This window comes from Bradyrhizobium sp. T-1 (genome assembly GCF_053592855.1).
In genome coordinates, this window is the sequence record NZ_CM132115.1 from 8,033,998 (window position 1) to 8,059,154 (window position 25,157).

A 25,157-nucleotide genomic window follows, 5' to 3' on the forward strand; every position below is an offset into this window, starting at 1 on the left:
GCTCCAACGCGGGCGTTTCTGGTTGGAACAGGATTCGCAAGGTTCGTGCCAAGGGTTAAGGAAAGTTTACTTCCGACCTAATGCATTGATACCTTGAATAGATTTGGAATTTGGCAGGACGGAGCGAGCACCCAGACCTCTAGCATTGCATACAAACATGTTCGTTTGCCTGCAAAGTGGGCAGCTCTTTTCGTCGGCTTATTTGATAGGCGGCCATCTACCCCCGGCCGTCGTCCTGGCGAAAGCCAGGACCCATGACCCCAAGAAGTGGTTTGGCGAAGACTCGCGATTGCCAGCTCGGGCGACGACCTCTCCCTGGGGTGATGGGTCCTGGATCGGCGCTCCGCTTCGGCTTGTCCAGGACGACAGGTGAAAATCACTCCGCCCAGATCAGCTCCTGCAAATCGACCAGATCCTTCGCCTGCTCCTGCCAACCCTCGATGCAGATATGGCTTTTGAGGTCGCTGGCTTGATGCAGCAGCATCAGGGCCGTCAGGCGCCGCTTGAGCGTGTAGTCTGGCTTCTCATAGCCAAAGCCTTCGAGCAGGCTGCGCACCCTCCCCGGCCGGCCCGCCGCCATGAAGGCGCTGGGGCCGAGTAGATCGTAATCGCGCCAGCCCGCGCGGACGTCACCGAAGTCGAACAGGCCGGCGAGCGACCATTGATCGTCGCGGCAGGCGAGCAGGAAGTTCTCCGGAATGTATTCGCCGATCAGGATCACCGGCGGCGCGTCCATCGGAATCAGCGTCGCTGCGTCACGCAGGAGATCGTCGAGGCCTTCAAGGAATTTCGGCGAAAGTCCGAGACGCGTATGCCGGTTACGGCAGCCCTGCATCTGCGCGTGGATGAACGCGTCCCAGCGCGGCTCGATGTCGGCGAGCGGGCCGAGCGGCGCGCGCTGCACGGCGGCAATGGTCTCGCCGATCTGGCGCAGCACGCGTTCCTTCTGCACTTCAGGGAGCTGCGGCCAGACCTCCGAGCCGAGCGTGCCGGCGAGGCGCGTGATGACGAGATAGGGCCAGCCGTCGCGCATCCCCTCCGCGACGATCTCGGGGATCGGCAGATCAAGCCGGCCCGCCAGCTGCATCAGCGAGCCGCGCTCGGAGATGAATTGCGCACGCAATAGCGGCGGGAAGATTTTCAGGATCAGCTTGTCAGTGAAGCCGACCACGAGATTGGTGCCGGTCGAGAACACATGCGGTGAGCCGACGTCGATGCCGTGGCTGCGTGCGATGTCGCGCGCGATCGGCAGCCATTGCGGCGGATCGGAGCGCCAGGCGCGAAAGGCATTGGCGTCGGCGAAAGCCGGCAACTGCTGCGATGGAGCGGTGGTCATTCGCTTTCGCTTATCAGGTTTGGTCGATTCAGTGCGAGCCAAGAACGCGGTGCACCTCTCCCGCTTGCGGGGGAGGTCCGCGCGAAGCGCCGGGTGGGGGCTCTCTCCTCTTGGGGATTGTCCCATTGCGGAGACACCCTCTCCCCAGCCCTCCCCCGCAAGCGGGGGAGGGAGCGCACCCCGCTCTCGGCTGCGGCCTGATCCAATCGCAAATCACTACCGCTCCGGGCTGGCGCGCTCGAACTGGCGCAGCAGCTTGTTGCCGCGCTCGACGGCGGCATCGAGCGCGGCTTGCGCGCTCTTCTGGCCCGCGAAGGCCTGCTCGAGCTCCTCCTCGATCGTGCCGCGAATCAGATTGAAGGAGCCGAGCCGGATGCCCTTCGAATTCCCGGTCGGCGGATGCAGCGTGATCTCCTCATACGAGATCGCCGAGCCCGGATTGCGCTCGTAAAAACCTTGCGCGCGCGTCAACTCGAAGGAAGCACGGGTGATCGGCAGATAGCCGGTGTTCTGATGCCAGGCGGCCTGCACGCCGGGCTGCGACAGATAGGCGAAGAACCGCGCCACGCCCTTGTATTCCTCGCGCGGCCGGTCGCGCAGCACCCACAGCGTGGCGCCGCCGATGATGGAATTCTGCGGCGCGCCCGCAACGTCGGGCCAGTACGGCATCATGCCGTAACCGATCTCGAATTTCGAATTGGCCGTGATGTCGGCGCGCGTCGCCGAGGAGCCGATGAAGATGCCGCATTCGCCGCGCTGGAAGCGCGGCTCGGCCGCCTGGCCGCGGCCGCTATAGTCGAACAGCTTCGTCTTTTGCCATTCGGCGAGCTGGGCGACATGCTTGACGACGACCGGGTTGTTGATGGTCAGCTCGGCATCGAGCCCGGCAAAGCCGTTGGCGCGCGTGGCCAGCGGCAGATTGTGAAACGCCGAAAAATTCTCGACATGGATCCAGGACGGCCATGACGTGGTGAAGCCGCAGACGGCGCCGCGCTCGCGCAGGCGCTTTGCGGCGGCGCCGAGCTCGGGCCATGTCTTCGGCGGCGTCTCGGGATCGAGCCCGGCGTCGCGGAACATGGTCTTGTTGTAATAGAGAATCGGCGTCGAGGAGTTGAACGGGAACGAGAGCAGATTGCCGGCAGCGTCGGTGTAATAGCCGGAGACTGCCGGAAGGTAGTCGGTGCGCGAGAACGGCTCGCCCATGTCGCGCATCATGCTGTAGACCGGATAGATCGCGCCCTTGGCCGCGGTCATGGTGGCGGTGGCGACCTCGTTGACCTGCACGATCGCGGGCTGGCTGCGCGAGCGGAAGGCGAAGATCGCGGCCGTCACCGTCTCGGTGTAATTGCCCTTGTAGCTCGGCACGATGCGGTAATCGGACTGCGACGCGTTGAAGTCGGAGGCGAGCTTTTCGAGCTGCTTGCCGAGCTCGCCCGACATGGCGTGCCACCACGCGATGTCGGTCGTGGCACGCGCCTCGCAGCTCAACGCGAAGACCAGAGTGGCGGCGGCGACCTGCAAAAGGCGCAATGCTGAAGTCACGATGGCGCGTCCCGGATCAAGCGGCAAAAGGCGACCGCACCCTGCTTAAGGCGGGCCCTTCGCGGTTTCAACCGGGAATGATGAACGGCCGCGCCGCACAATTGCACCGCGGGTGGCGTGGGATGGCCTTCCCTTTATCATCTGCTGGAGCCCCCGCTCTGATCGGGCCGGGCCTCCAGATTCCTGGTTTGACGCGTTTTCTTTACGCGAACCGGTATCCACTTCGCTTGAAAACGCTTTAGATTGCATTGAACCTTTTGGTCCCGCCATAGACTCCATCACCGAGGGGTTGAGTGTGCCAGTGCTAAACCGTGCCGAACTCTCGCGGACCGGAGTGATTTTCGTCGCGCTTCTACTCGCCATTTGCGCGACGGGAGCTGCTGCGCGCGAATTCCGCGCCGCCGACACCCAGACCGAGGACTACCCGACCGTCCAGGCGCTGCGCTACATGGGCGCGCTGATCGCCGAGCGCACCGGCCGCAGGCACGAGATCAAAGTGTTTCACTCCCGCCAGCTCGGCGAGGAGAAGGAGACGATCGAGCAGACTCGCGCCGGCGCGATCGACCTCAACCGGACCAACGTGGCGCTGATCGGCAATTTCGTCCCGGCGATGAACGTGCTCGCCATGCCGTTCCTGTTCCGGTCCATCGAGCACATGCAGAAGGTGCTGGACGGGCCGATCGGCAACGAGATCCTCGACAGCTTCGAGCCCTACGGCTTCGTCGGACTCGCCTTCTACGATTCCGGGGCACGCTCGATCTACAATTCCGTCCGTCCGGTGAAGAGCCTTGCCGACCTCAGGGGATTGCGGATCCGGGTGCAGCAATCGGAGTTGATGAGCCAGATGATCCGCTCGCTCGGCGCCGAGCCCGTCGAGTTGCCCTATGGGCAGGTGCTCACGGGGCTGGCGACCCATCTGATCGACGGCGCGGAAAACAACTGGCCATCCTTCGTGACGACAGACCATTACAAATATGCGGGCTATTACACCCTCACCGAGCACACGATGAGCCCGGAGGTCCTGGTAATCTCGCTCAAGGCCTGGCGCAGCCTGACGACTGAGGACCAGGCCATCTTCCGGGAGGCCGCGCGACGCTCCAGCCTGTTCATGCGCGAGAAGTGGCGTGACCTCGAAGAGCAGTCGCAGCACAAGGCGGAGGAAGGGGGCATTACTGTCGTCAGGGATATCGACCGCAAGCCGTTCGAGGACGCGATGGCGCCGATCTACGCCAGGGCCGCGCAGGATCCCGCCGCGGCGGCGCTGATCGAACGCATCCGCAAGGTGGAGTGAGTCCATTTGATCGTGCCCGGACCCAGCGAGATCGCGGAGCGGCCGCCCGGCCCGATCGGGCGGATGCGCGCGCGGCTCGTGGGCGTGCTGCGGGCGGTGCCGATCCGCTGGCGCATTCTGTCGATCGCGGCGCTGAACTCCGCGGTGGTGATCGTGCTGGTCGCGATGATCTGGAACGGCGCGCAGGTGCTGGGATCGGCCTGGGACGACGTGCGCCAGGTGCGCGAATCCGACCGGATCCTGGCGCTGCTCGAAAGCGAGACCGGGCGGCTGCAGAACCTGATTCACCGCTACATCAACCAGCCGAGCCCGGACCTGTTCGCCGAGATCCTGCTGCTGCGCGAAGCCGTGCTGGGCACCCTGACCGACCGCGCCGCCAAGGACCCGATGCTGGCGGGCTCGGTCGAGGAGCTGGAGCGCACGACCGACCGCTTCCTCAACGGCTTTGGCGAGCTGCGCACCGTGCAGGCCACCATCGCCAAGACCTATGAGGAGCAGGTGCAGGGCCCGGCCAGGGACATGGCGGGCCTGTACTCCATCATCGAGGGCGCCACCGGCCATCGCGACGCGCTGATCTGGCCCTCGCTCGGCAAGTCGCGCGAGGCCTTTACCGCGATGCTGGTCGCGGCCAATTCCTACTATCTGTCGCAGTCGGTCGCTGCGGCTGACGACGCGCGCCGCCACACCGAGACGATCGAGAAGACCATCCCCGTGATGATCGATCTCGCCGACAACGATCTCCAGAAGATGGCGCTGCAAAAGCTCGGGGCCCGCACCATCGCGCTGCGCGAAGGCTTTGCAAAGCTCAGCGAGCAGCTGACCAGCCGCACCGAGCTCCTGCGCAACACCATCGACGCCAGCCAGGCCGAGGCGATCGGGGCCATCGACGATCTCTCGACCAAGATGCGCCAGCGCGAGCAGAAGGCGCAGGAGACCTTCGACCGCACGCTGGCGGCGATTTCGCGTCGTGTTCTCTCCATCGCGGTGATCTTCCTCGGCATCATCCTCTCCGCCGGAGTGCTGATCGCGCTGTCGATCCGGCTGCCGCTGCAGCAGATCATGGCGGCGATGCGCGCGATCACGCTCGGCGATCTCGGCCGCGAGGTGCAGGGCACCAGGGCACGCGACGAGGTCGGCGCGATGGCCCGCGCGGTGGAAGTGTTCCGCGAGAACGCGATCGCGAAGCGCGAGACCGAGGACGAGCTGCGCGCGTCGAAGGAAAAGGCCGAGAGCGCGCTGCTCGAGCTCAACACGGCGCAGCAGAACCTGATCGACGCCGAACGGCTCGCAGCGCTCGGCGGCCTCGTCGCCGGCGTCGCACATGAGGTCAACAACCCGATCGGCATCAGCCTGACGGTGGCCTCGAGCTTTGCGAGGCGCAGCGAGATCTTCGAGGCCCAGCTCAGGGGCGATGGGGGCTTGCGCCGCTCGCAGCTGGACGAGTTCGTGCAGTCCTCGCGCGACGCCTCGCAGCAGCTGGTCGCCAACCTCACCCGCGCCGGCGAGCTGATCCAGTCGTTCAAGCAGGTCGCGGTCGACCGCTCCCATGCCGAGCGGCGGCAGTTCTCATTGAGCGAAGCCACCGACCAGATCATCGCGAGCTTGCGGCCCGTGCTGAAGCGGTCGCCGATCACGCTCCAGGTCGACGTGCCCGAGGGGCTCCTGCTCGACGGCTATCCCGGCTCCTACGGCCAGATCCTGACCAACCTCTTCCTCAACGCCGCCAACCACGCCTTCGCCGATGGCCGCGCCGGCACCATCACGATCTCGGCCCGGCCGCGCGGGGCCGACGACATCGAGATCATCTTTGCCGATGACGGGGCCGGCATGACCCCCGACGTGCAGCGCCAGGCCTTTGACCCATTCTTTACCACCCGGCGCAATGAAGGTGGTACAGGACTCGGCTTGCATATCGTCTATAACCTTGTCACCCAGCAGCTCGGCGGGCGGATGATGCTGGAATCCAAGCTGGGACAAGGTACTACTTTTCGGATTATCATGCCGCGGATCGCCAAGGGCGGCGCGCAAAGCGCAGAAAGTGACGGGACTTCTCAATGGCCGAACAGGACGATGTCCTCCACCTGATCGACGACACCGGTACCGCGTCGGAGGATATGGACGCCCGGAAATGGAAGATCGCCGTCATCGACGACGATCCGGCCGTGCATGACGGCACGCGCTTCGCGCTGTCCGACTACAGCCTCAACGGCCAGAGCCTGGAGATCCTCTCCGCCCATTCCGCGGCCGAAGGCCGCAAGCTGATGGCGGAGCACCACGACATCGCCGCCGTTCTGCTCGACGTCATCATGGAGACCGACGTCGCCGGGCTGGAGCTCGTCGAATACATCCGCAACGTGCTCAAGAACGAGACCGTGCGCATCATCCTGCGCACCGGCCAGCCCGGCCAGGCGCCGGAGCGGCGTGTGATCGTGCAGTACGACATCAACGACTACAAGGCCAAGACCGAGCTCACCGCCGACAAGCTGTTCACCTCGCTGACCGCGGCGCTGCGCTCCTATCAGCAGCTCGAGCGCATGGTGCAGACCAGGCGCGGGCTCGAGATCATCATCGATGCGGCTTCGACGCTGTACGATTTCAAGTCGATGCAGCGGCTCGCCGAGGGCGTGCTGACCCAGCTCGCCTCGCTGCTCAATGTCGACTGCGCCGGCATCCTGGTGTTGCGCGACAATGGCGGCGTCGATCCCGAGCTCTCGGTGCTCGCGGGCAGCGGCTGCTACAGCCGCTTCATCGGCACGACCTCGTCGAAGGCGCTCGACCCCGATCTGCGCCAGCTGGTGGAGGACGCCTTCCAGCGCCGCAAGAACGAATTCGCCGACCATCGCAGCGTGATCTACCTGCGCACCGGATCCGGCCGCGAGGTCGTGGTGCTGCTGCAATCCGAGCGCGACCTGTCGGAGACCGACCGCTCGCTGGTCGAGATCTTCTCCTCCAGGCTGTCGATCGCGTTCGACAACGTGATCCTCTACCAGCAGCTCCAGGACGCCAACACCCAGCTGGAAGACCGTGTCGCGCAGCGCACCCGCGCGCTGATGCAGGCCAACCGCCGCCTCTCGGCACAATGGCTGCGGCTGCAGCGCGCCAACGGCTTCAAGAACGAGATTCTGGGCACGGTCGCGCACGATCTGAAGAACCCGCTCGGCGTCATCCTCGGCCGTACCGAGATGCTGAAGGAGCTGATCTCGACCGGCGCCTCGTCAAACGGCGTAGTCGCCCAGGTCGATCACATCCGCGATGCCACCAAGCGCCTGACCACGATGGTCGACCATCTGATCTCGGACGCGATGGCCGATGCGTTCGACATCACCATCCGCCGCGAGCCGGTCGACGTCGCAGCGTTGGTGAAAGAGGTCGCCGAAGCCAACCAGCCGCTCGCGGTCAACAAGCAGCAGGCGATCAGCGTCAGCGCGCCGGCCAACATCGTCACCATGTGCGACACCGACCGCATTCGCGAGGCGATCGACAACCTCATCAGCAACGCCATCAAATACTCGCCGATATCGGGCAAGATCACCGTCGCGGTCACCCATGAGGCCAACGACACCATCATCCGCGTCAGTGACGAGGGTGCCGGCCTGTCGCCGGAGGATCTCGGCCGCCTGTTCGGCCGGTTCCAGCGACTGTCGGCAAAACCGACCGCGGGCGAGAGCTCGACGGGGCTTGGGTTGTCCATCGTCAAGCGTATTATCGACATGCATGGCGGCGAGGTAACCGCCGACAGCGACGGACCGGGCAAGGGCTCGACCTTCACCATCACCCTGCCCGCGACCGACGTGCCGTGATTTGAGTATCGAGATCTCCAAGATTCCGAAGTGACATGACACAAAGCCAGCACATCATGATCGTCGACGACGAGGCCCCGGCCCGGGAGATGGTCGGCGATTACCTCAAGATGCACGGCTTCACCGTGACGCTGTGCGACGGCGGCAAGTCGCTCCGCACCGCGATCGACGGCAGCATGCCCGACCTCGTCGTGCTCGACCTCAACATGCCCGAGGAAGACGGCCTTTCGATCATCCGCGACCTCAAGAGCCGCATCAACGTTCCCGTCATCATGCTCACGGCGACCGCGAGCCCGATCGACCGCGTCGTCGGCCTCGAGCTCGGCGCCGACGATTACGTGGCAAAGCCCTGCGAGCTGCGCGAGCTGATGGCGCGCATCCGCTCCGTGCTGCGGCGGAGCGCGCCGGTGAAAGCCGTCGCCTCTGACGCAGCGCCTGGGAAATCGGACAAGGATCAATTGGTGCGCTTCGGCACCAAATGGCTCGACCTCGAAGCCCAGGCCCTGCGTGACGACGAAGGCAACGAGCATCCGCTGACGGCCTCCGAGTTCGGCCTGCTCAAGGTGTTCGCGGCCAATCCGAAACGCGTGCTGTCGCGCGAGCGCCTCCTGGAATTGGCCAATGCGCGCGATGCCGAAGCTTTCGACCGCGCCGTCGACCTGCGCATCATGCGCATCCGCCGCAAGATCGAGCCCGACCCGACCAAGCCTGCCGTGATCCGCACCATCCGCGGCGGCGGCTACCTGTTCTCGCCGGCCGGCGAGAAGGCCTAGGCGGGCGGCGCCCACGCCGTCATCCCGGACAAGCGAAGCGCGGATCCGGGATCCATAACCACAGGAAAACGTTGCGGCGCGAAGCCGGTCACTCCGGGTCTTCGCCCAAGCACGTCCTGTGGTGATGGGTCCCGGGCTCGCGCTACGCGCGCCCGGGGACGACGGCAGTGGGTGTGGCGCGACCGAACGCAAGTCCCGGAAATTGGTTCCTGCTACACCAAATCCGCACTCCCGTATTTTCCGCACATTGAAATTACTAGCTTTTTTGTCCCGAATATTTCGTCGCACGTGCCCCGACGAAACAATTTAACCGCCGACGAAACCATTTTCCCCTTTTCGTGCAGACATCCCGAAACGTTGGCTCATTAACACTTTGGTCCAAGGAAACGCCGCTCGGTTGCGGCGCACCGGGGAGCCAAGTCAATGCGGAACGTCATCGCCATCAACGCCCAGGCCAGTCAGAGCATCATTGCCGCTCAGGCGACTTCGGACGACATGCTCCTGGAAAGCATTGCCGACGGCAATCGGACGTCCATGCACATCCTCTATTGCCGGCACAATGTGCGGGTCTACCGCTTCATCCTGCGCATCGTGCGCGATGCCACCACCGCGGAAGACCTGGTCAGCCAGGTGTTTCTGGACGTGTGGCGGACCGCCGGCCAGTTCCAGGGCCGCTCGCAGGTCTCGACCTGGCTGCTCTCGATCGCCCGCTTCAAGGCGCTGACTGCGATGCGCCAACGCCGCTTCGAGGACATCGATCAGGAAGACGTGCGCGAGATTCCGGATGGATCCGATACGCCCGAGGCCTCGCTCGACCGCAGCGACACCAGCGCCATCCTGCGCGCCTGCGTCGCCAAGCTGTCGCCCGCGCATCGCGAGATCATCACCCTCGTCTACTACCATGAGAAGTCGGTGGAGGAGGTCGGGCGGATCATCGGCATCCCCCAGAGCACGGTGAAGACCCGGATGTTCTATGCCCGCAAGCAGCTCGCCGATTTGCTTAAGGGTTGCGGCGTCGACCGCTTCGCGGCCTAAGGCCAATGATTTCAATGGGATAAGGCCGAGTTCTCGGCCCCATCCCGGGACACGAAAGCGTTACCGCCGACGAAACAAATGAAACAAAGCACAACATCAGGCGGAAAAACTTCGTCCCTATAAAGCTCTCATACGGTTTTAGTTAAACCTCCCAAGAACCTCCAACGACCCGGACGGGATGCCCCCCCTCCGGGTCGTTTTGTATTTTTGGGGCACAGATAGACTCCGCCTTCGCCAAGAGGCTTCGTCGGACAAGAGCGGGGCAGCGAGCGCACCGTTGTTGCGGTTGGCGATTTCCCCCGTCACGAGCGCGTGACACCGCGTAACGAGCGGCACACCCATCCCGAACTGCTCTCGTGACCTCCTTCACGAGTGCCCCATGCTCGAACTTCTCTTCGCTCTGCTCGCCGGCATCCTCACCATCGCCGCCCCCTGTACGCTGCCGATGCTGCCGATCCTGCTCGGCGCCTCGATCGGGCGCACGTCGCATCTGCGGCCCGCGATGATCGCGCTCGGCTTCGTCGTCTCCTTTTCCGCGGTGGCGCTGCTGCTTGGCGCACTGACGAGGCTGTTCGATTTCGATCCGAATGTGCTGCGCGAGGCAGCGGCGATCCTGCTGCTCGGCTTTGGTCTGTTGATGCTTTGGCCGGCGCCGTTCGAGTGGCTGTCGCTTCGACTCAATGGCTGGCTTGATCCCGGCGCGGCCGGCGGCGTGCAACGCGAGGGCGCGCTCGGCGGCCTCGTGCTCGGCACCACGCTCGGCCTCGTCTGGACGCCTTGCGCCGGGCCGGTGCTCGGCTCGATCCTGACGCTGGTCGCGACGTCCCGGAATCTCGCCTGGGCCGGCACACTGCTCGTTGCCTACGCCATCGGCGCGGCCATCCCGATGCTGGCGATCGCCTATGGCGGCCAGGCCGCGACCACGCGCGTGCGCAGCCTCGCCCGCATCTCGCCGCGCCTGCAGCAGGGTTTTGGCGTGGTCGTGATCGCCTTCGCCGTTGCCGCCTACTTCCAATACGACACGCTGATCGTGGCGTGGCTCACCGGCTTCTACCCCACCGGCCAGATCGGCCTGTGATCGCATCCCTCTTCACGGAGAACATGACCATGACTTTCAAGCTGCTCGTCGTCTCCACCGCACTGGTCGGCTTCGCCGTGACCGGCGCCGTCATCCCCGGCATCTGCGATGAGGCGACGCCGGCCATGCCGGTCAAGGTTGCGGCCGCGCAGGCAGTGACCGCGCCCGACTTCGCCGGCATCAGCAACTGGTTCAACTCGAAACCGCTCACCATCGCCGACCTCCGCGGCAAGGTCGTGCTGGTCGACTTCTGGACCTATGGCTGCGTCAACTGCGTCAACACGCTGCCGCACGTCACCGACCTCTACGCCAAGTACAGGGACAAGGGCCTCGTCGTGGTCGGGGTGCACACGCCGGAATTCCCGTTCGAGCGCTCCGCGTCCAACGTCCAGGCCGCGCTGAAGCGCCACGGCATCACCTATCCGGTGGCACAGGACAATGAGTCCAAGACCTGGAACGCCTACCGCAACCAATATTGGCCGGCGCAATACATCATCGACCAGAGCGGCAAGATCGTGTTCCAGCATGAAGGCGAAGGCCGCTACGACGAGATCGACCGCACGGTGGCGAAGCTGCTGAACGCAAACAGCTGACGCCGCATGCAGCGGCGCCATGTTGTTGCTTGACTCCACGGACCCGTCCGTGGAGGTTCGCAACCTCGAAATCAGCCGCCGCAATGAACGACGCGACCACCAGCAACGACATCCGCCTTCGCGAAGGCTCCTCGATCGCGCAGCGGCTGGTCGTGGCCGGCTCTGCGGCGGCCGTTGCGCTCTGCTTCACGCCGGGCCTGTTCACGCACGATGCGCTGGAGATGATCATCTCCGTGGTCGCGTTGCTGGCGGGCGCTGCGTTCGTCGGCGTGGTCATGATGACGCCGGCGGTGGTGTGGATCATCACGCCGGATGAGATCCTGATCGGACGGCAGCGTCCGTTCGGCAAGCTGCAGACACGAACGGTCCCGAAAGACGACATCCTCGGCTTGCAGGTTCCCGGCAGCAAGACCGCAAGAGCCCGCTTTCAGCTGGCCTTCACATTGGCCTCAGGCGAACGCCTGACCTCTCCGCCGCTCACCGACGTCACGCATGTGCGCGACACAGTGGCGCGGATCGCCGCGCAATTCGAGGTTCCCGACGTCGAGTCGCCCGTCAACCCGCTCGATGCCAGCAATCCCGAGATGCGTCTTGGCGACCCCGTCGAGCCGTTTTCCCAAAGAGACATCCGGATCGCGGCTTTGATCGCCGTCGCGCTGAGTGCCGCACCCTATGCCTACAGGCTCTGGCGTGGCCTGCCACCCCAATGGATCGACTACACACTGCTGCCGCTGGGCGTGATCGCCGCGTTCGGCGTCTACCGGTTCGCCAATCTCGTCACGGGCGCCTTCTGGATCGTCCGCGAGGGCGATATCCGCGTCGAGCGCCTATGGGGCAACGGCACGCCGCGCGCCGATCATATCGAAGGGCACGATGTGAAAACGATCACGGTCGAGCGCCGCGGGCGGTCCGAGGACGAGCATTGCATCGTCGCGATCCGCTTGCAGTCCGGACGGCGGTTTCGCAGCCCCCGGATCGGCTCCCGCAACGAGGCCCGCGCCGTGGGCGCCGAGATCGTCCGGCGGCTCGGGATCGGGGCGGAGGCCAATCAGATCTGATCTATTGACGAAGTTGACCTCGCCGCCAGCTCGGTCTTGAGCCTCTCCCGCTTGCTTGCGGGGGAGGGAGCGCACCACCGCAGCGGCAACAACCTATGCTTTTCGCGCCATCCCCTGTTTGAGGCATTGCCGGGCCCCGTCAAAAAACCAAAGCATTGTCGTGACATACCTGCCGGGCGTGCCTTTAACTTGCCACGAAGCTGCCCCTGAGTTCAGATGGTTCCTAACGACTTGCGCTGTGGCAGCGGGGAGAGCTTGAAATGACGGATTTTCGTCGCCTGACCGGGGCGGTTGTGGCTGCGATCGGCCTGATGCTGTCCGCGCCGCAAGCCTTCGCCCAGCAGCCCGACCGCGGCGACGAGCCCGGCCTGATCGCCGACGACAGCTACCAGCTCGATCCGGAATGGCAGAAGCAGGTCGTCTACTACCGCACGACCGAAGCGCCGGGCACCATCATCATCTCGACCTCCGAGCGTCACCTCTATCTGGTCCAGCCCGGCGGACGCGCGATCCGCTACGGCATCGGCGTCGGCCGCGACGGCTTCCAGTGGCAGGGACTGGTGAACATCACCAACAAGAAGGAATGGCCAGACTGGACGCCGCCGCCGGAGATGATCCAGCGCCAGCCCTATCTGCCGCGCTTCATGGCCGGCGGCCCCGGCAACCCGCTCGGCGCCCGCGCCATGTATCTGGGCACCACGGTCTACCGCATCCACGGCACCAACCGGCCCGACACGATCGGCACCAAGGTGTCTTCAGGCTGCTTCCGTCTCGTCAACAACGATGTCGCCGACCTCTACGATCGCGTCCCTGTTGGCACCAAGGTGGTCATCCGGCAGAAGCCTGAACTGTAAGCCTGTCGTTTGAGCATGATCCGTTGGAATCCCCTTGGGATCATGCTCTGCGCCCTCCCCCAAATTCAATTTCCCGATTTTTCGAGAGAGCAACATGATGCGCACATTTCGAGGCGGCCTGCTGATCGGGCTCGCGGTCGCCGTGCTGGTCGGCGCCTTGGCCATCACTTACGAATTCTATGATACCCGCACGCTGAAGCGCACGGTGCGCCGCGGCGAAGTGCTGTGCGGCGTCAACAGGGGCCTGCCGGGCTTCTCGATCCCCGACGACAAGGGCAACTGGACCGGCTTCGACGTCGATTTCTGCCGCGCGGTGGCAGCCGCGATCTTCGACGATCCGAGCAAGGCCAAGTTCGTTCCGCTCGACGCCAGCGAGCGCTTCAAGGAATTGCAGAGCCGGAAAGTCGACATCCTCTCGCGCAACTCGACCTGGAGCATGGCGCGCGAGCTCGACTATGACCTCTATTTCCCGGCGGTTGCCTATTACGACGGCGCAGGCTTCATGCTGCCGCGGTCGCGCAACAAGGAGACTTCACTGGACCTGACCGGCAGCAAGGTCTGCGTCCAGTCCGGCACCACCACGCTGCTCAACGTCGCCGACTACTTCCGTGCCAACAACATGAAGTATGAAGAGGTGAAGTTCGACAAGCTGGACGACGTGGTGAAGGCCTACGACAGCGGCAAGTGCGACACGCTCTCCGCCGACGTCTCCCAGCTTTATGCGCTGCGGCTGAACCTGTCGAAGCCAGGCGACCACATGATCCTGCCGGACATGATCTCCAAGGAGCCGCTCGCGCCGGTCGTGCGCCAGCGCGACGACGACTGGATGATGATCGTGAAGTGGACGCTCTACGCGATGATCAACGCCGAAGAGCTCGGCGTCACCTCGGAGAACATCGACGAGGCCCTGAAGTCCAAGAAGCCGGACGTGATGCGCCTGGTCGGCACCGAGGGCAATTACGGCGAGCAGCTCGGCCTCACCAAGGATTGGGCCGTGCGCATCATCCGCCGCGTCGGCAATTACGGCGAGATGTACGAGCGCAACATCGGCGAGAAGTCGCAGCTGAAGATCCCGCGCGGCATGAACCAGCTGTGGAACGCCGGTGGCGTGCAGTACGCACCGCCGATGCGGTAGGCGGCCTGCCTCTCCTGGATCGTCCCGGCGAAGGCCGGGACGACGCCTGGTATTGAGGCGTCACGGTGTCCCCCTCAATACCCCCGCGCCCGCGCCAGTTGCTCGGTGTGGTAGTTCGCGTCGCCGAACAGCTCCTCGCAGACCCGCGCGCGCTTCATGAAGAAGCCGATGTCGAACTGGTCGGTCATGCCCATGCCGCCATGCATCTGCACGCCTTCCTGCACTGCGCGGGTGGCGGTGGTGCCGGCGCGCGCCTTTGCCACGGCGACGCTTGATGCGGCCTTGGCGACGTCGGCATCCAGCGCCTGCAGCGCCTTCATCGTGGCGGCGCGGGTGATCTCGATGTCGACATAGAGCTCGGCGGCGCGATGCTGCAGCGCCTGGAATTCGCCTATCAGCTTGCCGAACTGCTTTCTGTTCTTGAGATACTCGACGGTGCGGTTGAAGACCTCGTCGCTGAGGCCCACCATTTCGGCGGCCACCGCGCCGCGGCCGATGTCGAGCACGCCGTCGAGCAGCGCGGCGCCTTGATCGACCTCGCCGAGCACACTGTCGGCATTGACCTCGACGTTCGCAAACTCGATCCGCGCCGCATTGTGCGCGTCAACCATGATGGTGCGCTCGATCGATACGCCCTTGGCCGCAGGATTGACCAGGAACAGCGTCAGGCCGTCTCGCTCGCCGGCGGCGCCAGCGGTGCGCGCGGCGACGATGACGAGATCGGCGACATGGCCGTCGACCACCAGTGCCTTGGCACCGGAAAGCTTGAAGCCGTTGCCGGCACGCACGGCCTGCAAATTGGTGTGGAGCGGACGATGCTTTGCGCCCTCGTCGATCGCGAGCGTCGCGAGCAGCGAGCCGTTGGAGACTTTCGGCAAGAACTCCGACTTCTGCGCGGCATTGCCGCCGCGGTTCAGGGCCGAGGCCGCGACCACGCTGGTAGCGAGGAAGGGCGACGGCATCAAGGTGCGGCCGATCTCCTCCATCACCACACCGGCCTCCATGAAGCCAAGGCCGCTGCCGCCGAATTCTTCCGGCACCAGCAGGCCGGCAAAACCCATCTCGGCAAAGGAGTGCCACAGCTCCTTGGAGAAGCCGGTGGGGTCCTTGCTGTCGCGCAAGTGCCGCAGATGCGACACCGGCGCCTTGTCGCTGATCAGCCCGCGCGCGGAGTCGCGGAGCATCGATTGTTCTTCAGTGAGGACGAGGGCCATGTGCTTGAGTCTCTAGTGTCTTGGAAATCTGTTGCTGTCATTCCGGGGCACGCGAAGCGTGAACCCGGAATCTCGAGGTTCCGGGTTCGCCGCTTCGCGACGCCCCGGAACGACGGTGGGGTTACGCCCCCGGCAAATCGAGGATGCGCTTGGCGACGATGCCGAGCATCACCTCGCTGGTGCCGCCCTCGATCGAGTTGGCCTTGGTGCGCAGCCAGGCGCGCGGACGAGCGCCCTGCTTCGAGCGTTCGCTTTCCCATTCCAGCGCATCGACGCCGCCGGCCGACATCAGGATTTCGTAGCGGCGCTTGTTGAGCTCGGTGCCGTAATATTTCATCGCGGATGAAAATGCCGGATGCGCCTGTCCCGCCTTGGCGAGATCGACCGCGCGCTCGGCGCAGGCGGCGAGCGCGGCTTCGTCGACGTCGAATGTCGCGATCTGGCCGCGCAGCATGGAATCGTCGAGCTTGCCCCGCGCATCCGAGCCGACCGAATCCGCAGCGATCTGGCCGAGCGGACGGCCGACGCCGCGCTCACCCATGCCGGAGATCATCGCGCGCTCGTGCTGCAGCAGATATTTCGCGACGTCCCAGCCGCGATTGACGGTGCCGACCACATGCGACTTCGGCACGCGGACTCCGTCGAAGAAGGTTTCGCAGAACGGCGAATAGCCGGAGATCAAGAGGATCGGCTTGGTCGTCACGCCCTTCGACGTCATGTCGAACAGGATGAAGCTGATGCCGTCGTGCTTCTTCGCAGCCGAGTCGGTGCGCACGAGGCAGAAGATCCAGTCGGCATAGTTGGCGTAGGAGGTCCAAATCTTCGACCCCGTGATGACGAAATCGTCGCCGTCGCTCTCGGCGCGGGTCTGCAGCGAAGCGAGATCCGAGCCGGCGTTGGGCTCGGAATAGCCCTGACACCAGCGAATCAGGCCCGCCGCGATCTTCGGCAGATGCTCTTTCTTCTGCGCCTCGTTGCCGTATTTCAGCAGCGCCGGCCCGAGCATCCAGATGCCGAAGCTCGACAGCGGCGGCCGCGCGCCCATCTTGGCCATTTCGGAGCGCAGCACCTTGTGCTCGGCGGCGCTGAGACCGCCGCCGCCGTATTCCTTCGGCCAGTCCGGCACGGTCCAGCCCTTGTCGCGCATGCGCTCGAACCAGATGCGCTGCGGCTCGGACGAGAATTTTGCGTTGCGACCGCCCCAGAACACGTCGGCATCCGACGTTGCGGGCTTGCGCATCTCCGGCGGGCAGTTGGCGTCCAGCCAGGCGCGCGCCTCGCTGCGGAATTGTTCGAGTTCGGCGGTGTCGGTCTCACTCATGGTCGCTTCCATCAATCACAATCGAGTTGTTGGGCGCGACTCTGGGCCATCGCACTGCGGAATTCAACCACTTCCGTGTCGTGTCATCCGCTATACTCGCCAGCGCGACGGTGCTTGAAAACAAAGAGGAAACGAGAATGCGCCTGAAACTTCTTTCGCCTGGCGAAATGAGCGAGAGCCAGCGGCAAACCTATGACGAGTCCATTGCCGGCAAGCGCGGCAAGCCGCCGGCGCCGATGATGGCCTGGCTCAACAGTCCTGACATGGCCCGTCACGCCACGCGGCTCGGCGAAGTGCTGCGCTATGACACGATTTTTCCGGCCAAGCTTTCGGAGATCGCAATCCTGGTGACGGCGCGGCACTGGACAGCGCATTACGAATGGTATGCGCATAAGCGCCTCGCGCTGGCGGGCGGCATGAAGGTGGAGATCATCGACGCGATCCGCGACCGCCGTACGCCCGATTTCGACGACCCCAAGGGAAAGATGATCTACGATCTCGCAAAATCGCTGCACGAGGGCCACGGCGTCGAGAAGGGTCTCTACGACGCGGCGGTGAAGCTGCTCAGCGAACGTGGTGTGGTCGAGGTGATCGGGCTGTGCGGCTATTACACGATGGTGTCGATGACGTTGAACACCTTTGAGTTCGAGCTGCCGGAGGGCGAGGTGGCGGAGCTGTCATAGTTTCGCATCGGGAAACGCTGGGTTTCGGGATCAGCCAGTGGCACTGTCCCGATGCCCGGATTAAGTGGGGTTCAGACACGGAGCAGCCACATGTCGCAAACATCACCCGTCGCCGCCGGCACCCGCATCGGCCATGTCCACCTCAAGGTCGCCGATCTCGATCGCGCGCTCGGCTTCTATTGCGGCGTGCTTGGTTTCGAGCTGATGCAGCGCATGGGTTCGGGGGCAGCCTTCGTCTCGGCCGGCGGCTATCATCACCACATCGGGCTCAACACCTGGGAGAGCAAGGGCGGCTCGCCGCCACCGCCAGGCACGACCGGACTGTTTCACACCGCCATCCTCTATCCGACCCGGGCGGCACTGGCGGACGCGCTGCACCGGGTGCTGACATCAGGCATTGCGCTGGACGGCGCCAGCGACCACGGCGTCAGCGAAGCCCTGTATTTGCGCGATCCCGATCAGAACGGCGTCGAGCTGTATTGGGACAAGCCGCGGGAGCAATGGCCATTCGGGCCGGATGGGAAGCTCGCGATGGTCACCAAGCGGCTGGACGTGGAGGCGCTGTTGAGGCAGCGCGAGACGTGAACTCCGCTCTCTCCTCCGTCATTGCGGGGAGCTCTTGCGACGAAGCAATCCAGATTGTTTCCGCGGAGGGATCCTGGATTGCTTCGCTCGCAATGACGGAATGCGTGGAAACGGCGTCGCATCTCTACGCAGCCTTCGTTCGCGGAGCGCCCCGCACCATGATCAGCGCTACGGCCACCACTTCCAGCGCGACGCAGAGATAGAATGGCAGCGTGTATCCGCCGGACCAATCGCGCAAGGCACCGACGACGCCGGGGCCGAACGCGTAGGTCACCTGGTTGATCGCGGTGTTCAAACTGATCAGCACGCCGAACGAGGCCGAATCGAACTCCTGCTGCACGATCAGCGACGGCAGCGTGATGAGATTGCCGACGGAGAAGCCGAACACGGCGCAGGCCGCGATCAGCACGTAATCATTGTGCAGATTGATGACGACGCACAGCGCCGCCGCCTGGCTCAGGAACGAGAGCGCCGACGCCAGCCGCTGGTTGAGGCGATCGATCACCATCGAGAACAGCACCCGGCCGACCACCGCCATTGCGGTGAGGACTGCGACCGCCACGGCGGCGCGCTCGCGGCCGATCACGGGATCGAGGAACGAGATCAGGTGCACGATGAAGCCGACCTGCGCGAACAGCACCAGCGCGAAGGCGATCGTCACCGCGAGAAAGCCGACATCGCGCAGCGCCCATGCGCGGATCTGCGCCGATGATTGCGGCCTTGCCTTCGCCGCCCCGTGCCAGCCATGGAGGTCCGGCGGCCGGCCGACGACAAGCAAAATCACCGGCACCAGCAGCACCAGCATGGCGCCCGCAGCCGCATACATCGCATTGGCAAAGCCGGCATGACCGATCAGCGTGACCAGCAAGGGCACGCCGACGATGCCGCCAAAGCTGGCGCCGTTCAGCGCCAGGCTGATCGCCATGCCGCGCTTGTGGTCGAACCACAGGCTGATCGTGTTGGTGATCATGGCGAGGCTGGTGCCGGCCCAGCCGAAGGCGAGCACGGCATCCGCCAGATAAAGCTGCCAGGGCTCGCGCACCGCGCCGATCGCGACGCCAGCTGCCGCCATCGCCAGCGTGCCGGCGATCAGGCAGATTCGCGGGCCATATTTTCTGACGGCCTCGCCGACGAAGACGACCAGCAGCGCACCGAACAGATAGAAGAACGTTGTCCCGGAGGAGATCAGCGAGGCCGGCCAGCCCCGCGCGCGCTGCAGCTCGGCGACGTAGACGCTCTGGCCGTAGAAGCCGAGGCCCCAGCCGAAGGTTGCGAGCAGGAAGCAGACGGCGACAATGCGCCAGCCTTGGTAGTGAAGCGAGGATTCGTCGAGCGCTTGAGTCTGAGGATTGTCGAGCATGCTGCCTACTCCGTCATGCCTGGGCTTGTCCCGGGCATCCACGTTCCTTCTTCGACGTCCTAAGACGTGGATGGCCGGGACGAGCCCGGCCATGACGCATCATCTAATGAACCCTCATCCGAAAATCACTTCGACAGCGATCGAAGTATCAACGTTGCTGACAGCCTCCTGCCAATTCAGATCGCGCAGTCAGATCGCGTCCGGGAACTCGCCCATGGCCGCGTCGAGCCGCGCCTTGCGGCGGCGCGCCCAGGACGCGAATGAGAGCACGACGAGGCCGAGCACCACCGGCGGGAACACGACCAGGTTCACGGCGGACCAGCCATAATTGGCGAGCAGCTGACCGGAGGAGAACGAGCCGATCGCCATCATGCCGAACACCAGGAAATCGTTGAAGGCCTGCACCTTGTTGCGCTCCTGCGGGCGATGCGTCTCCAGCACCAGAGCGGAGGCGCCGATGAAGGAGAAATTCCAGCCGACGCCGAGCACGATCAGCGTCGCCCAGAAATGCATTGCGGTTAGGCCCGAGAGCCCGATGCCGGCGGCGCTGGCCTCCAGCAGCAGCCCGGCAGCCACGATCTTCGGCGCGCCGAAGCGCGCGATCAGCGCGCCGGTGAAGAAGCTCGGGCCGTACATCGCGACGATGTGCCATTGGATGCCGAAATTGGAATCGGACACGCTCAGCCCGCACATCTTCATCGCGAGCGGCGCCGAGGTCATCACCAGATTCATCATCGGATAGGAGATGACGCCGCACAGTGCGGCTGCGATGAAGCGCGGCCGTGTCACGATGGTGAGAAGCGGCCTGCCGCCATGCAGATCAGCGGGCGCGGGCTTCGGCATGTCGACGCCGGCGACGATACCCATCGCGATCAGCGCGACGGCGGCCTGGACCAGGAAGCTGAACGCGAACAGATAAGGCGACCAGACATCCATGGTCCATTGCACGAGCTGCGGACCAAGCACGCCGGCGAACACGCCGCCCGCCATCACCCACGACACCGCCTTGGGCCGGTAGGCCGCGCTGGCGCCGTCGGCGGCTGCAAAGCGATAGGATTGCGCCACCGAGCCGTAGAGGCCGCCGAGGAAGGTCGCGATACAGAACAGCGCGAACGAACCGTGCAGGATCGCAAACGAGCCGAGCAGGCCGGTGAACGTGCCGCAGCCGGTGCCGATCACGAACGCCCAGCGGCGGCCGAAGCGGCGCGAGATCGCGCCGGTCGGCAGCGTGCCGGCGGCAAGGCCCACGACGTACATCGACAGCGGCACCGTCGCGAGCGACATGTCGGGCGCGAGCGTGGCGCCGACGATCGAGCCGGTGGCGAAGATCACCGCCGAGTTGGCGCCGGTCAGGGCCTGCGCAGCGGCAAGGCGCACCACATTGGCACGCGCGCGGGCGTCATCGGCGATCTCATGGGTCGAAGTCACGTCTAACATCGGCATTTCCGCCCAAGGCACTATTTATAGCGGGGGGTTGATTCCCGGCACTATGGACGGGCCGAAAGGACCGGGCAACCGGCGCAAACGGGCGCAGGCCATGCCTCCGACGCAATCGAGCCGATGATACCGGCCCGCGCTCTTGACGGCTTGCGCTCGATCAAATCCTATCCGCCGCGATTTTTGGGAGTTTTTTTCATGTCCGTCGATGACAGGCCTACGGTCAGCGCTCCCGACGACGATCCCTGGCTTTGGCTGGAGGAGGTCGAAGGCGCCCGCGCGCTCGATTTCGTCGAGCGTCAGAACATCCTGACGCTGGACAAATTCGGCGGCCCGGCCTTCGAACGCGATCGCGACTTGCTCGCGGCGATCTACGATCGTCCGGACAACATTCCCTATGCGAGCCGAAGTGGCGGCCTGCTCTACAACACCTGGAAGGATGCGGACCATCCGCGGGGCCTGTGGCGGCGCACCACGCTCGACGAATTTCGCAAAGCTGAGCCGTCATGGGAAGCCATCCTCGACATCGACGAGCTTGCGGCACGGGAAGGCGAAGACTGGCTGCTCAATTGGACGACCTCGCGGTCCAAATATTCGCGGGTTATCCTAAGCCTGTCGCGCGGCGGCAGCGATGCCGTGGTGTTGCGCGAATTCGACGGAGAGACGAAGAGCTTCGTGAGCGATGGCTTCGTCCTGCCGGAAGCGAAGGGCAGCGTCGATTGGCTCGATCCCGATACGCTCGTGCTCTCCAGTGCCTATGGCGAGGGCATGGCGACGACATCCGGCTACGCCAGAACGGTCCGGCTGTGGCGGCGCGGGCAGCCGATCGAACAGGCGGAAGTGATCTTCGAGACCACCGCCGACCGGATGCGCGTCTATTGCGGGGTCGACGACACCGGTGCGGCGCCGCGCGCCTGGATCATCGATCAGGTCGACTTCTTCAATTTTGCGATCTGGCTTCGTGATGCCACCGGCACGCTCACGCAACTCGACCTGCCGACCGACGTCTGGATGCAGGCACATCGCGACTGGTTCGCGATCAAGCTGCGAGAGGACTGGACCGTTGCCGGACGAACCTATGTGGCGGACAGCGTGCTCGGCATCTCGCTCTCGGCATTTCTCGCAGGCGATCGCGACTTCGCGATCCTGTTCGAGCCAGGCGCACGCCGCGCCCTCCAGGGATTTTCCTGGGCCGATGGCAAGCTGCTGCTGTCCATCCTCGACGAATTGCGGCCGGTGTTCGAGATCTGCACGCCGTCGCCGGCCGGCTGGAGCCGCGAGACGCTGCGTGGCCTTCCCGGGATCGGCGTGGTCGACGTCTGGCGCTTCGATCATTATGACTCCGAGAGCAATGGCGACCTGCTGGCCAATGTGCAGGACCCGCTCACGCCGCCCTCGCTGATGCTGATCGAGCGCGGCGTCGAAAGCCCGACGCTCCTGAAGCAGGCGCCGAAGACGTTCAACGCCGATGGCCTCATCGTCACGCAGCACGAGGCGATCTCGATCGACGGCGAGCGCATTCCCTATGTCCAGACCGGGCCCGCAGGCGAGACCGGCGATGCGCCGGTCTATATGAGCGCCTATGGCGGCTTCGGACTCGCCGTGAAGCCGCAGTACAATTCGTCGCTCGGCAAGCTTTGGCTGGAGCGCGGCGGCACGACGGTGCAGGCGAATCTGCGCGGCGGCGGCGAGTTCGGCACGCGCTGGCATGATGCCGGCCGCTACGCTGGCAAGAAATTATCGCACGATGATTTTGCCGCCGTCGCCACCGATCTCGTGCGCCGCGGCGTGACCAGGCCGAAGCGAATCGCCGCGCAGGGCGGATCGAATGGCGGCATCCTCATCACCAACATGCTGGTGCGTTACCCCGAACGGTTCGGCGCGCTGTTCTGCACCATCCCGCTGATCGACATGCGCCGCTACACGAAGCTGCTCGCAGGCGCGAGCTGGATTGCGGAGTATGGCGATCCCGACAAAATGGAGGAATGGGAGTGGCTGAAGACCTACTCCGCCTATCACAACGCCATACCCGGCCAGCCCTATCCACCGATCCTGATCGCCACGACGCGGCGCGACGACCGCGTCCATCCCGGTCACGCCCGCAAGATGGCCGCAAAGCTCCAGGCGATGGGCTACGAGGCCTGGTTCTACGAGCCGGCCGCCGGCGGGCATGGCTACGGCAAGGACAATAAGGAGCGCGCCGGCTTCCAGGTGCTGGGCTTTCAGTTCTTGAAGGAGAGGATCGGGTGGCGCGACGGCGAGGTGTGAGGGCGTCGCGCCTCACCCGCGCGCGAACACCAGCGTCAGATTGTTTGCGGGCATGCCGATCGTATCGACGAGGCTGAGGCCCGCACCGCGCGCCAGCGCCTCGACATCGCCGACATCGCGCACGCCCCATTCGGGATTGCCTTCGCGCAACGACGTATCGAACACGGCGTTGCTGAGCGCGGTGTGCTTGCCGTCGCGCTTGAACGGACCGTAGAGGAACAGCTCGCCGTCGGACCGCAGGTAACGGCTGGCGCCGGCAAACAGGCCCTCCGCCACGGCCCAGGGCGCAATGTGGATGACATTGGCGCAGAACACGGCTGCGAGATTGGTCGGCCCCTGTCCGCTCTTCATCTCCGGGCACCAGTCGGGATCGGCGAGATCGATCCGCAGGGGTGAGCGGATGTTCTTCAGGCCCGAATGCACCCGCCAGGCCTCGATGCTCTTCACGTGGCGCTGGTTGAGGTCGCTCGGCCACCAGACGAGATCGGGCGTGTGACCGGCGAAATGGACCACATGCTGGCCGGTTCCACTGCCGACCTCGACCACGTCGCCCGACCGCCCAATGAGGTGCTTAGCGAGCGCGCCCCAGAGCGGCTCGTGATTGCGATGGAAAGCAGGCGCATCGAGGCGGCCGTCAGGCTCGACTCTCCCGCCGTCCCTACCAAATTCAACGACATATTCAGCCAATCGATGTCCCCGGAAAACGAAAAAGCAGACGAAAACGCGAGCAAGGACCAAACGCCCCGAACAATTGCCGGTTAAACCCGGCTTGATGAACGACCTATCTCGTCAGTTGCAATGCGGCAGATATTAACGCCATTTTGCAGCCTGCATAGTCTTGATTGTCAGGGTGTGTCCTTTGTGCTTTGAGCACTATATTTCTGCGAACGAGACCCTCAACCTAACGCTTCGGAACGACGCCTTGACCGCCTTTCCTCGCAAGTCCGCCCTGCTGCTTTCGCTGGTCGTCCTCACCGGACTTGCCGCGCGCCCGGCATGGGCGCAATCGACCGTCACCGAAGGCCAAAAGCTCGCCTTCGACCGCGGCAAGGGCAATTGCCTGACCTGCCACGTCATCAAGGGCGGTGATTTGCCGGGCACGATCGGGCCCGAGCTGAAGGACCTCAAGGTCAAGTATCCCGATCGCAACGAGCTGGCCGCGATCCTGTTCGACGAGACCAAGCGCAACCCGCAGACCATGATGCCGCCGTTCGGCCGCAACCGGATTTTGACCGACCAGGAGATCAGCGCGATCGTTGATTTCCTGCAGACGCTGTAACGGTCGGCCCAGGAGATTTCAGATGACCACGCACACCAGCCCTCATCCGACGCGGCGCCTGATCCTTCAAGGCGCGGTCTCGGTCGCCCTGATCGGCCTCGGCAATCTGCCGTTTGCGCCCGCGCGCGCCGCGGCCAACGACAAATATCCGGAAGAAGCGTTCAAGCTGAAGAACGAAGCGGATGCGATCAAGGCGCTCTATGGCAGGACCGCCGAGCCGTCCGACAAGATCAAGCTCGATGCGCCCGAGATCGCCGAGAACGGCGGGGTCGTGCCGATCTCGGTCGCGACGACGCTCGACAAGGTCACCTCGATCTCGTTCTTCGTGGCCGAGAACCCGAACGCACTGGCGGCGTCCTACAAGTTTCCCGACGGCACGATTCCCGCTGTCGCCAACCGCCTGAAGATGGCGAAGACCAGCAGCGTGACTGCAATCGTGGAAGCCGACGGCAAGCTCTACAGCGCGACCAAGGAAGTGAAGGTCACCGTCGGCGGCTGCGGCGGTTAAGGAGGAT

Annotated in this window: 22 protein-coding genes; 15 read left to right on the forward strand and 7 right to left on the reverse strand. The window is 64.6% G+C overall.

The window, feature by feature from the left end; genetic code table 11:
• Nucleotides 1-376: 376 nt before the first annotated feature.
• Nucleotides 377-1,336 carry an aminoglycoside phosphotransferase family protein gene (locus tag ACWAT4_RS38410; RefSeq protein WP_449729478.1) on the reverse strand — a complete coding sequence of 320 codons (960 nt, stop codon included), beginning with the start codon at nt 1,334-1,336 and terminating at the stop codon, nt 377-379.
• A 216-nt stretch (nt 1,337-1,552) separates the two neighbouring features.
• Nucleotides 1,553-2,878, reverse strand: coding sequence for a sn-glycerol-3-phosphate ABC transporter substrate-binding protein UgpB (gene ugpB / locus ACWAT4_RS38415; RefSeq protein WP_433995281.1), 1,326 nt, complete (start codon nt 2,876-2,878; stop codon nt 1,553-1,555).
• Nucleotides 2,879-3,173: 295 nt separating this feature from the next.
• Between ugpB and ACWAT4_RS38420 the strand changes: the two genes are divergently transcribed.
• The 10 genes from ACWAT4_RS38420 (at nt 3,174) to ACWAT4_RS38465 (ending at nt 14,495) form a co-directional block, all read left to right on the forward strand.
• On the forward strand, nt 3,174-4,169 hold the full coding sequence (locus ACWAT4_RS38420) for a TRAP transporter substrate-binding protein (RefSeq protein WP_449729479.1): 996 nt from the start codon (nt 3,174-3,176) through the stop codon (nt 4,167-4,169).
• A gap of 63 nt (nt 4,170-4,232) precedes the next feature.
• Entirely contained in the window at nt 4,233-6,254 is a 2,022-nt protein-coding gene (locus ACWAT4_RS38425; protein ID WP_449731316.1) for a sensor histidine kinase, read from the forward strand.
• The gene (locus ACWAT4_RS38430; protein ID WP_212303372.1) at nt 6,224-7,969 is read left to right on the forward strand and encodes an ATP-binding response regulator; all 1,746 of its coding nucleotides are present in this window, start codon (nt 6,224-6,226) and stop codon (nt 7,967-7,969) included. The genes ACWAT4_RS38425 and ACWAT4_RS38430 overlap by 31 nt, the downstream gene beginning before the upstream one ends.
• A 35-nt stretch (nt 7,970-8,004) precedes the next feature.
• On the forward strand, nt 8,005-8,742 hold the full coding sequence (locus ACWAT4_RS38435) for a response regulator (RefSeq protein ID WP_212303371.1): 738 nt from the start codon (nt 8,005-8,007) through the stop codon (nt 8,740-8,742).
• 423 nt (nt 8,743-9,165) lie between these two features.
• On the forward strand, nt 9,166-9,777 hold the full coding sequence (locus tag ACWAT4_RS38440; protein WP_212303370.1) for a sigma-70 family RNA polymerase sigma factor: 612 nt from the start codon (nt 9,166-9,168) through the stop codon (nt 9,775-9,777).
• Nucleotides 9,778-10,156: 379 nt separating this feature from the next.
• On the forward strand, nt 10,157-10,855 hold the full coding sequence (locus ACWAT4_RS38445) for a cytochrome c biogenesis CcdA family protein (protein ID WP_449729480.1): 699 nt from the start codon (nt 10,157-10,159) through the stop codon (nt 10,853-10,855).
• A gap of 29 nt (nt 10,856-10,884) precedes the next feature.
• A complete protein-coding gene (locus ACWAT4_RS38450; protein ID WP_449729481.1) occupies nt 10,885-11,448 on the forward strand; it encodes a thioredoxin family protein in 564 nt (187 codons plus the stop codon).
• A gap of 83 nt (nt 11,449-11,531) precedes the next feature.
• Nucleotides 11,532-12,506 carry a hypothetical protein gene (locus ACWAT4_RS38455; protein ID WP_449729482.1) on the forward strand — a complete coding sequence of 325 codons (975 nt, stop codon included), beginning with the start codon at nt 11,532-11,534 and terminating at the stop codon, nt 12,504-12,506.
• A gap of 260 nt (nt 12,507-12,766) precedes the next feature.
• Nucleotides 12,767-13,360, forward strand: coding sequence for a L,D-transpeptidase (locus tag ACWAT4_RS38460; RefSeq protein WP_212303366.1), 594 nt, complete (start codon nt 12,767-12,769; stop codon nt 13,358-13,360).
• Between the two features lie 97 nt (nt 13,361-13,457).
• A complete protein-coding gene (locus ACWAT4_RS38465; RefSeq protein WP_449731317.1) occupies nt 13,458-14,495 on the forward strand; it encodes an amino acid ABC transporter substrate-binding protein in 1,038 nt (345 codons plus the stop codon).
• 74 nt (nt 14,496-14,569) lie between these two features.
• Here the strand turns inward: ACWAT4_RS38465 and ACWAT4_RS38470 are convergent, their stop codons facing one another.
• Entirely contained in the window at nt 14,570-15,709 is a 1,140-nt protein-coding gene (locus tag ACWAT4_RS38470; protein ID WP_212303365.1) for an acyl-CoA dehydrogenase family protein, read from the reverse strand.
• Between the two features lie 121 nt (nt 15,710-15,830).
• Nucleotides 15,831-17,030 carry an acyl-CoA dehydrogenase family protein gene (locus ACWAT4_RS38475; protein WP_449729483.1) on the reverse strand — a complete coding sequence of 400 codons (1,200 nt, stop codon included), beginning with the start codon at nt 17,028-17,030 and terminating at the stop codon, nt 15,831-15,833.
• Between the two features lie 137 nt (nt 17,031-17,167).
• Between ACWAT4_RS38475 and ACWAT4_RS38480 the strand changes: the two genes are divergently transcribed.
• On the forward strand, nt 17,168-17,713 hold the full coding sequence (locus ACWAT4_RS38480) for a carboxymuconolactone decarboxylase family protein (protein WP_212303363.1): 546 nt from the start codon (nt 17,168-17,170) through the stop codon (nt 17,711-17,713).
• Nucleotides 17,714-17,803: 90 nt separating this feature from the next.
• Entirely contained in the window at nt 17,804-18,298 is a 495-nt protein-coding gene (locus ACWAT4_RS38485; protein ID WP_212303362.1) for a VOC family protein, read from the forward strand.
• A 124-nt stretch (nt 18,299-18,422) separates the two neighbouring features.
• On the opposite strand, the gene ACWAT4_RS38490 is transcribed toward ACWAT4_RS38485, so the two are convergent.
• Nucleotides 18,423-19,658 carry an MFS transporter gene (locus ACWAT4_RS38490; RefSeq protein WP_449729484.1) on the reverse strand — a complete coding sequence of 412 codons (1,236 nt, stop codon included), beginning with the start codon at nt 19,656-19,658 and terminating at the stop codon, nt 18,423-18,425.
• Between the two features lie 189 nt (nt 19,659-19,847).
• The gene (locus ACWAT4_RS38495) at nt 19,848-21,095 is read right to left on the reverse strand and encodes an MFS transporter (RefSeq protein ID WP_212303360.1); all 1,248 of its coding nucleotides are present in this window, start codon (nt 21,093-21,095) and stop codon (nt 19,848-19,850) included.
• A gap of 198 nt (nt 21,096-21,293) precedes the next feature.
• Here ACWAT4_RS38495 and ACWAT4_RS38500 point away from each other — a divergent pair, with 198 nt between their 5' ends.
• Nucleotides 21,294-23,363: a prolyl oligopeptidase family serine peptidase gene (locus tag ACWAT4_RS38500; RefSeq protein ID WP_449729485.1), complete on the forward strand. Its 2,070-nt coding sequence runs from the start codon at nt 21,294-21,296 to the stop codon at nt 23,361-23,363.
• Between the two features lie 12 nt (nt 23,364-23,375).
• On the opposite strand, the gene ACWAT4_RS38505 is transcribed toward ACWAT4_RS38500, so the two are convergent.
• Entirely contained in the window at nt 23,376-24,050 is a 675-nt protein-coding gene (locus tag ACWAT4_RS38505) for a DUF938 domain-containing protein (RefSeq protein WP_212303358.1), read from the reverse strand.
• A 235-nt stretch (nt 24,051-24,285) separates the two neighbouring features.
• Here ACWAT4_RS38505 and soxX point away from each other — a divergent pair, with 235 nt between their 5' ends.
• Nucleotides 24,286-24,642, forward strand: a complete 357-nt coding sequence (gene soxX / locus ACWAT4_RS38510; protein ID WP_212303357.1) for a sulfur oxidation c-type cytochrome SoxX — start codon at nt 24,286-24,288, stop codon at nt 24,640-24,642.
• 22 nt (nt 24,643-24,664) lie between these two features.
• The gene (gene soxY / locus ACWAT4_RS38515; RefSeq protein WP_212303356.1) at nt 24,665-25,150 is read left to right on the forward strand and encodes a thiosulfate oxidation carrier protein SoxY; all 486 of its coding nucleotides are present in this window, start codon (nt 24,665-24,667) and stop codon (nt 25,148-25,150) included.
• The last annotated feature ends 7 nt before the right edge of the window (nt 25,151-25,157 follow it).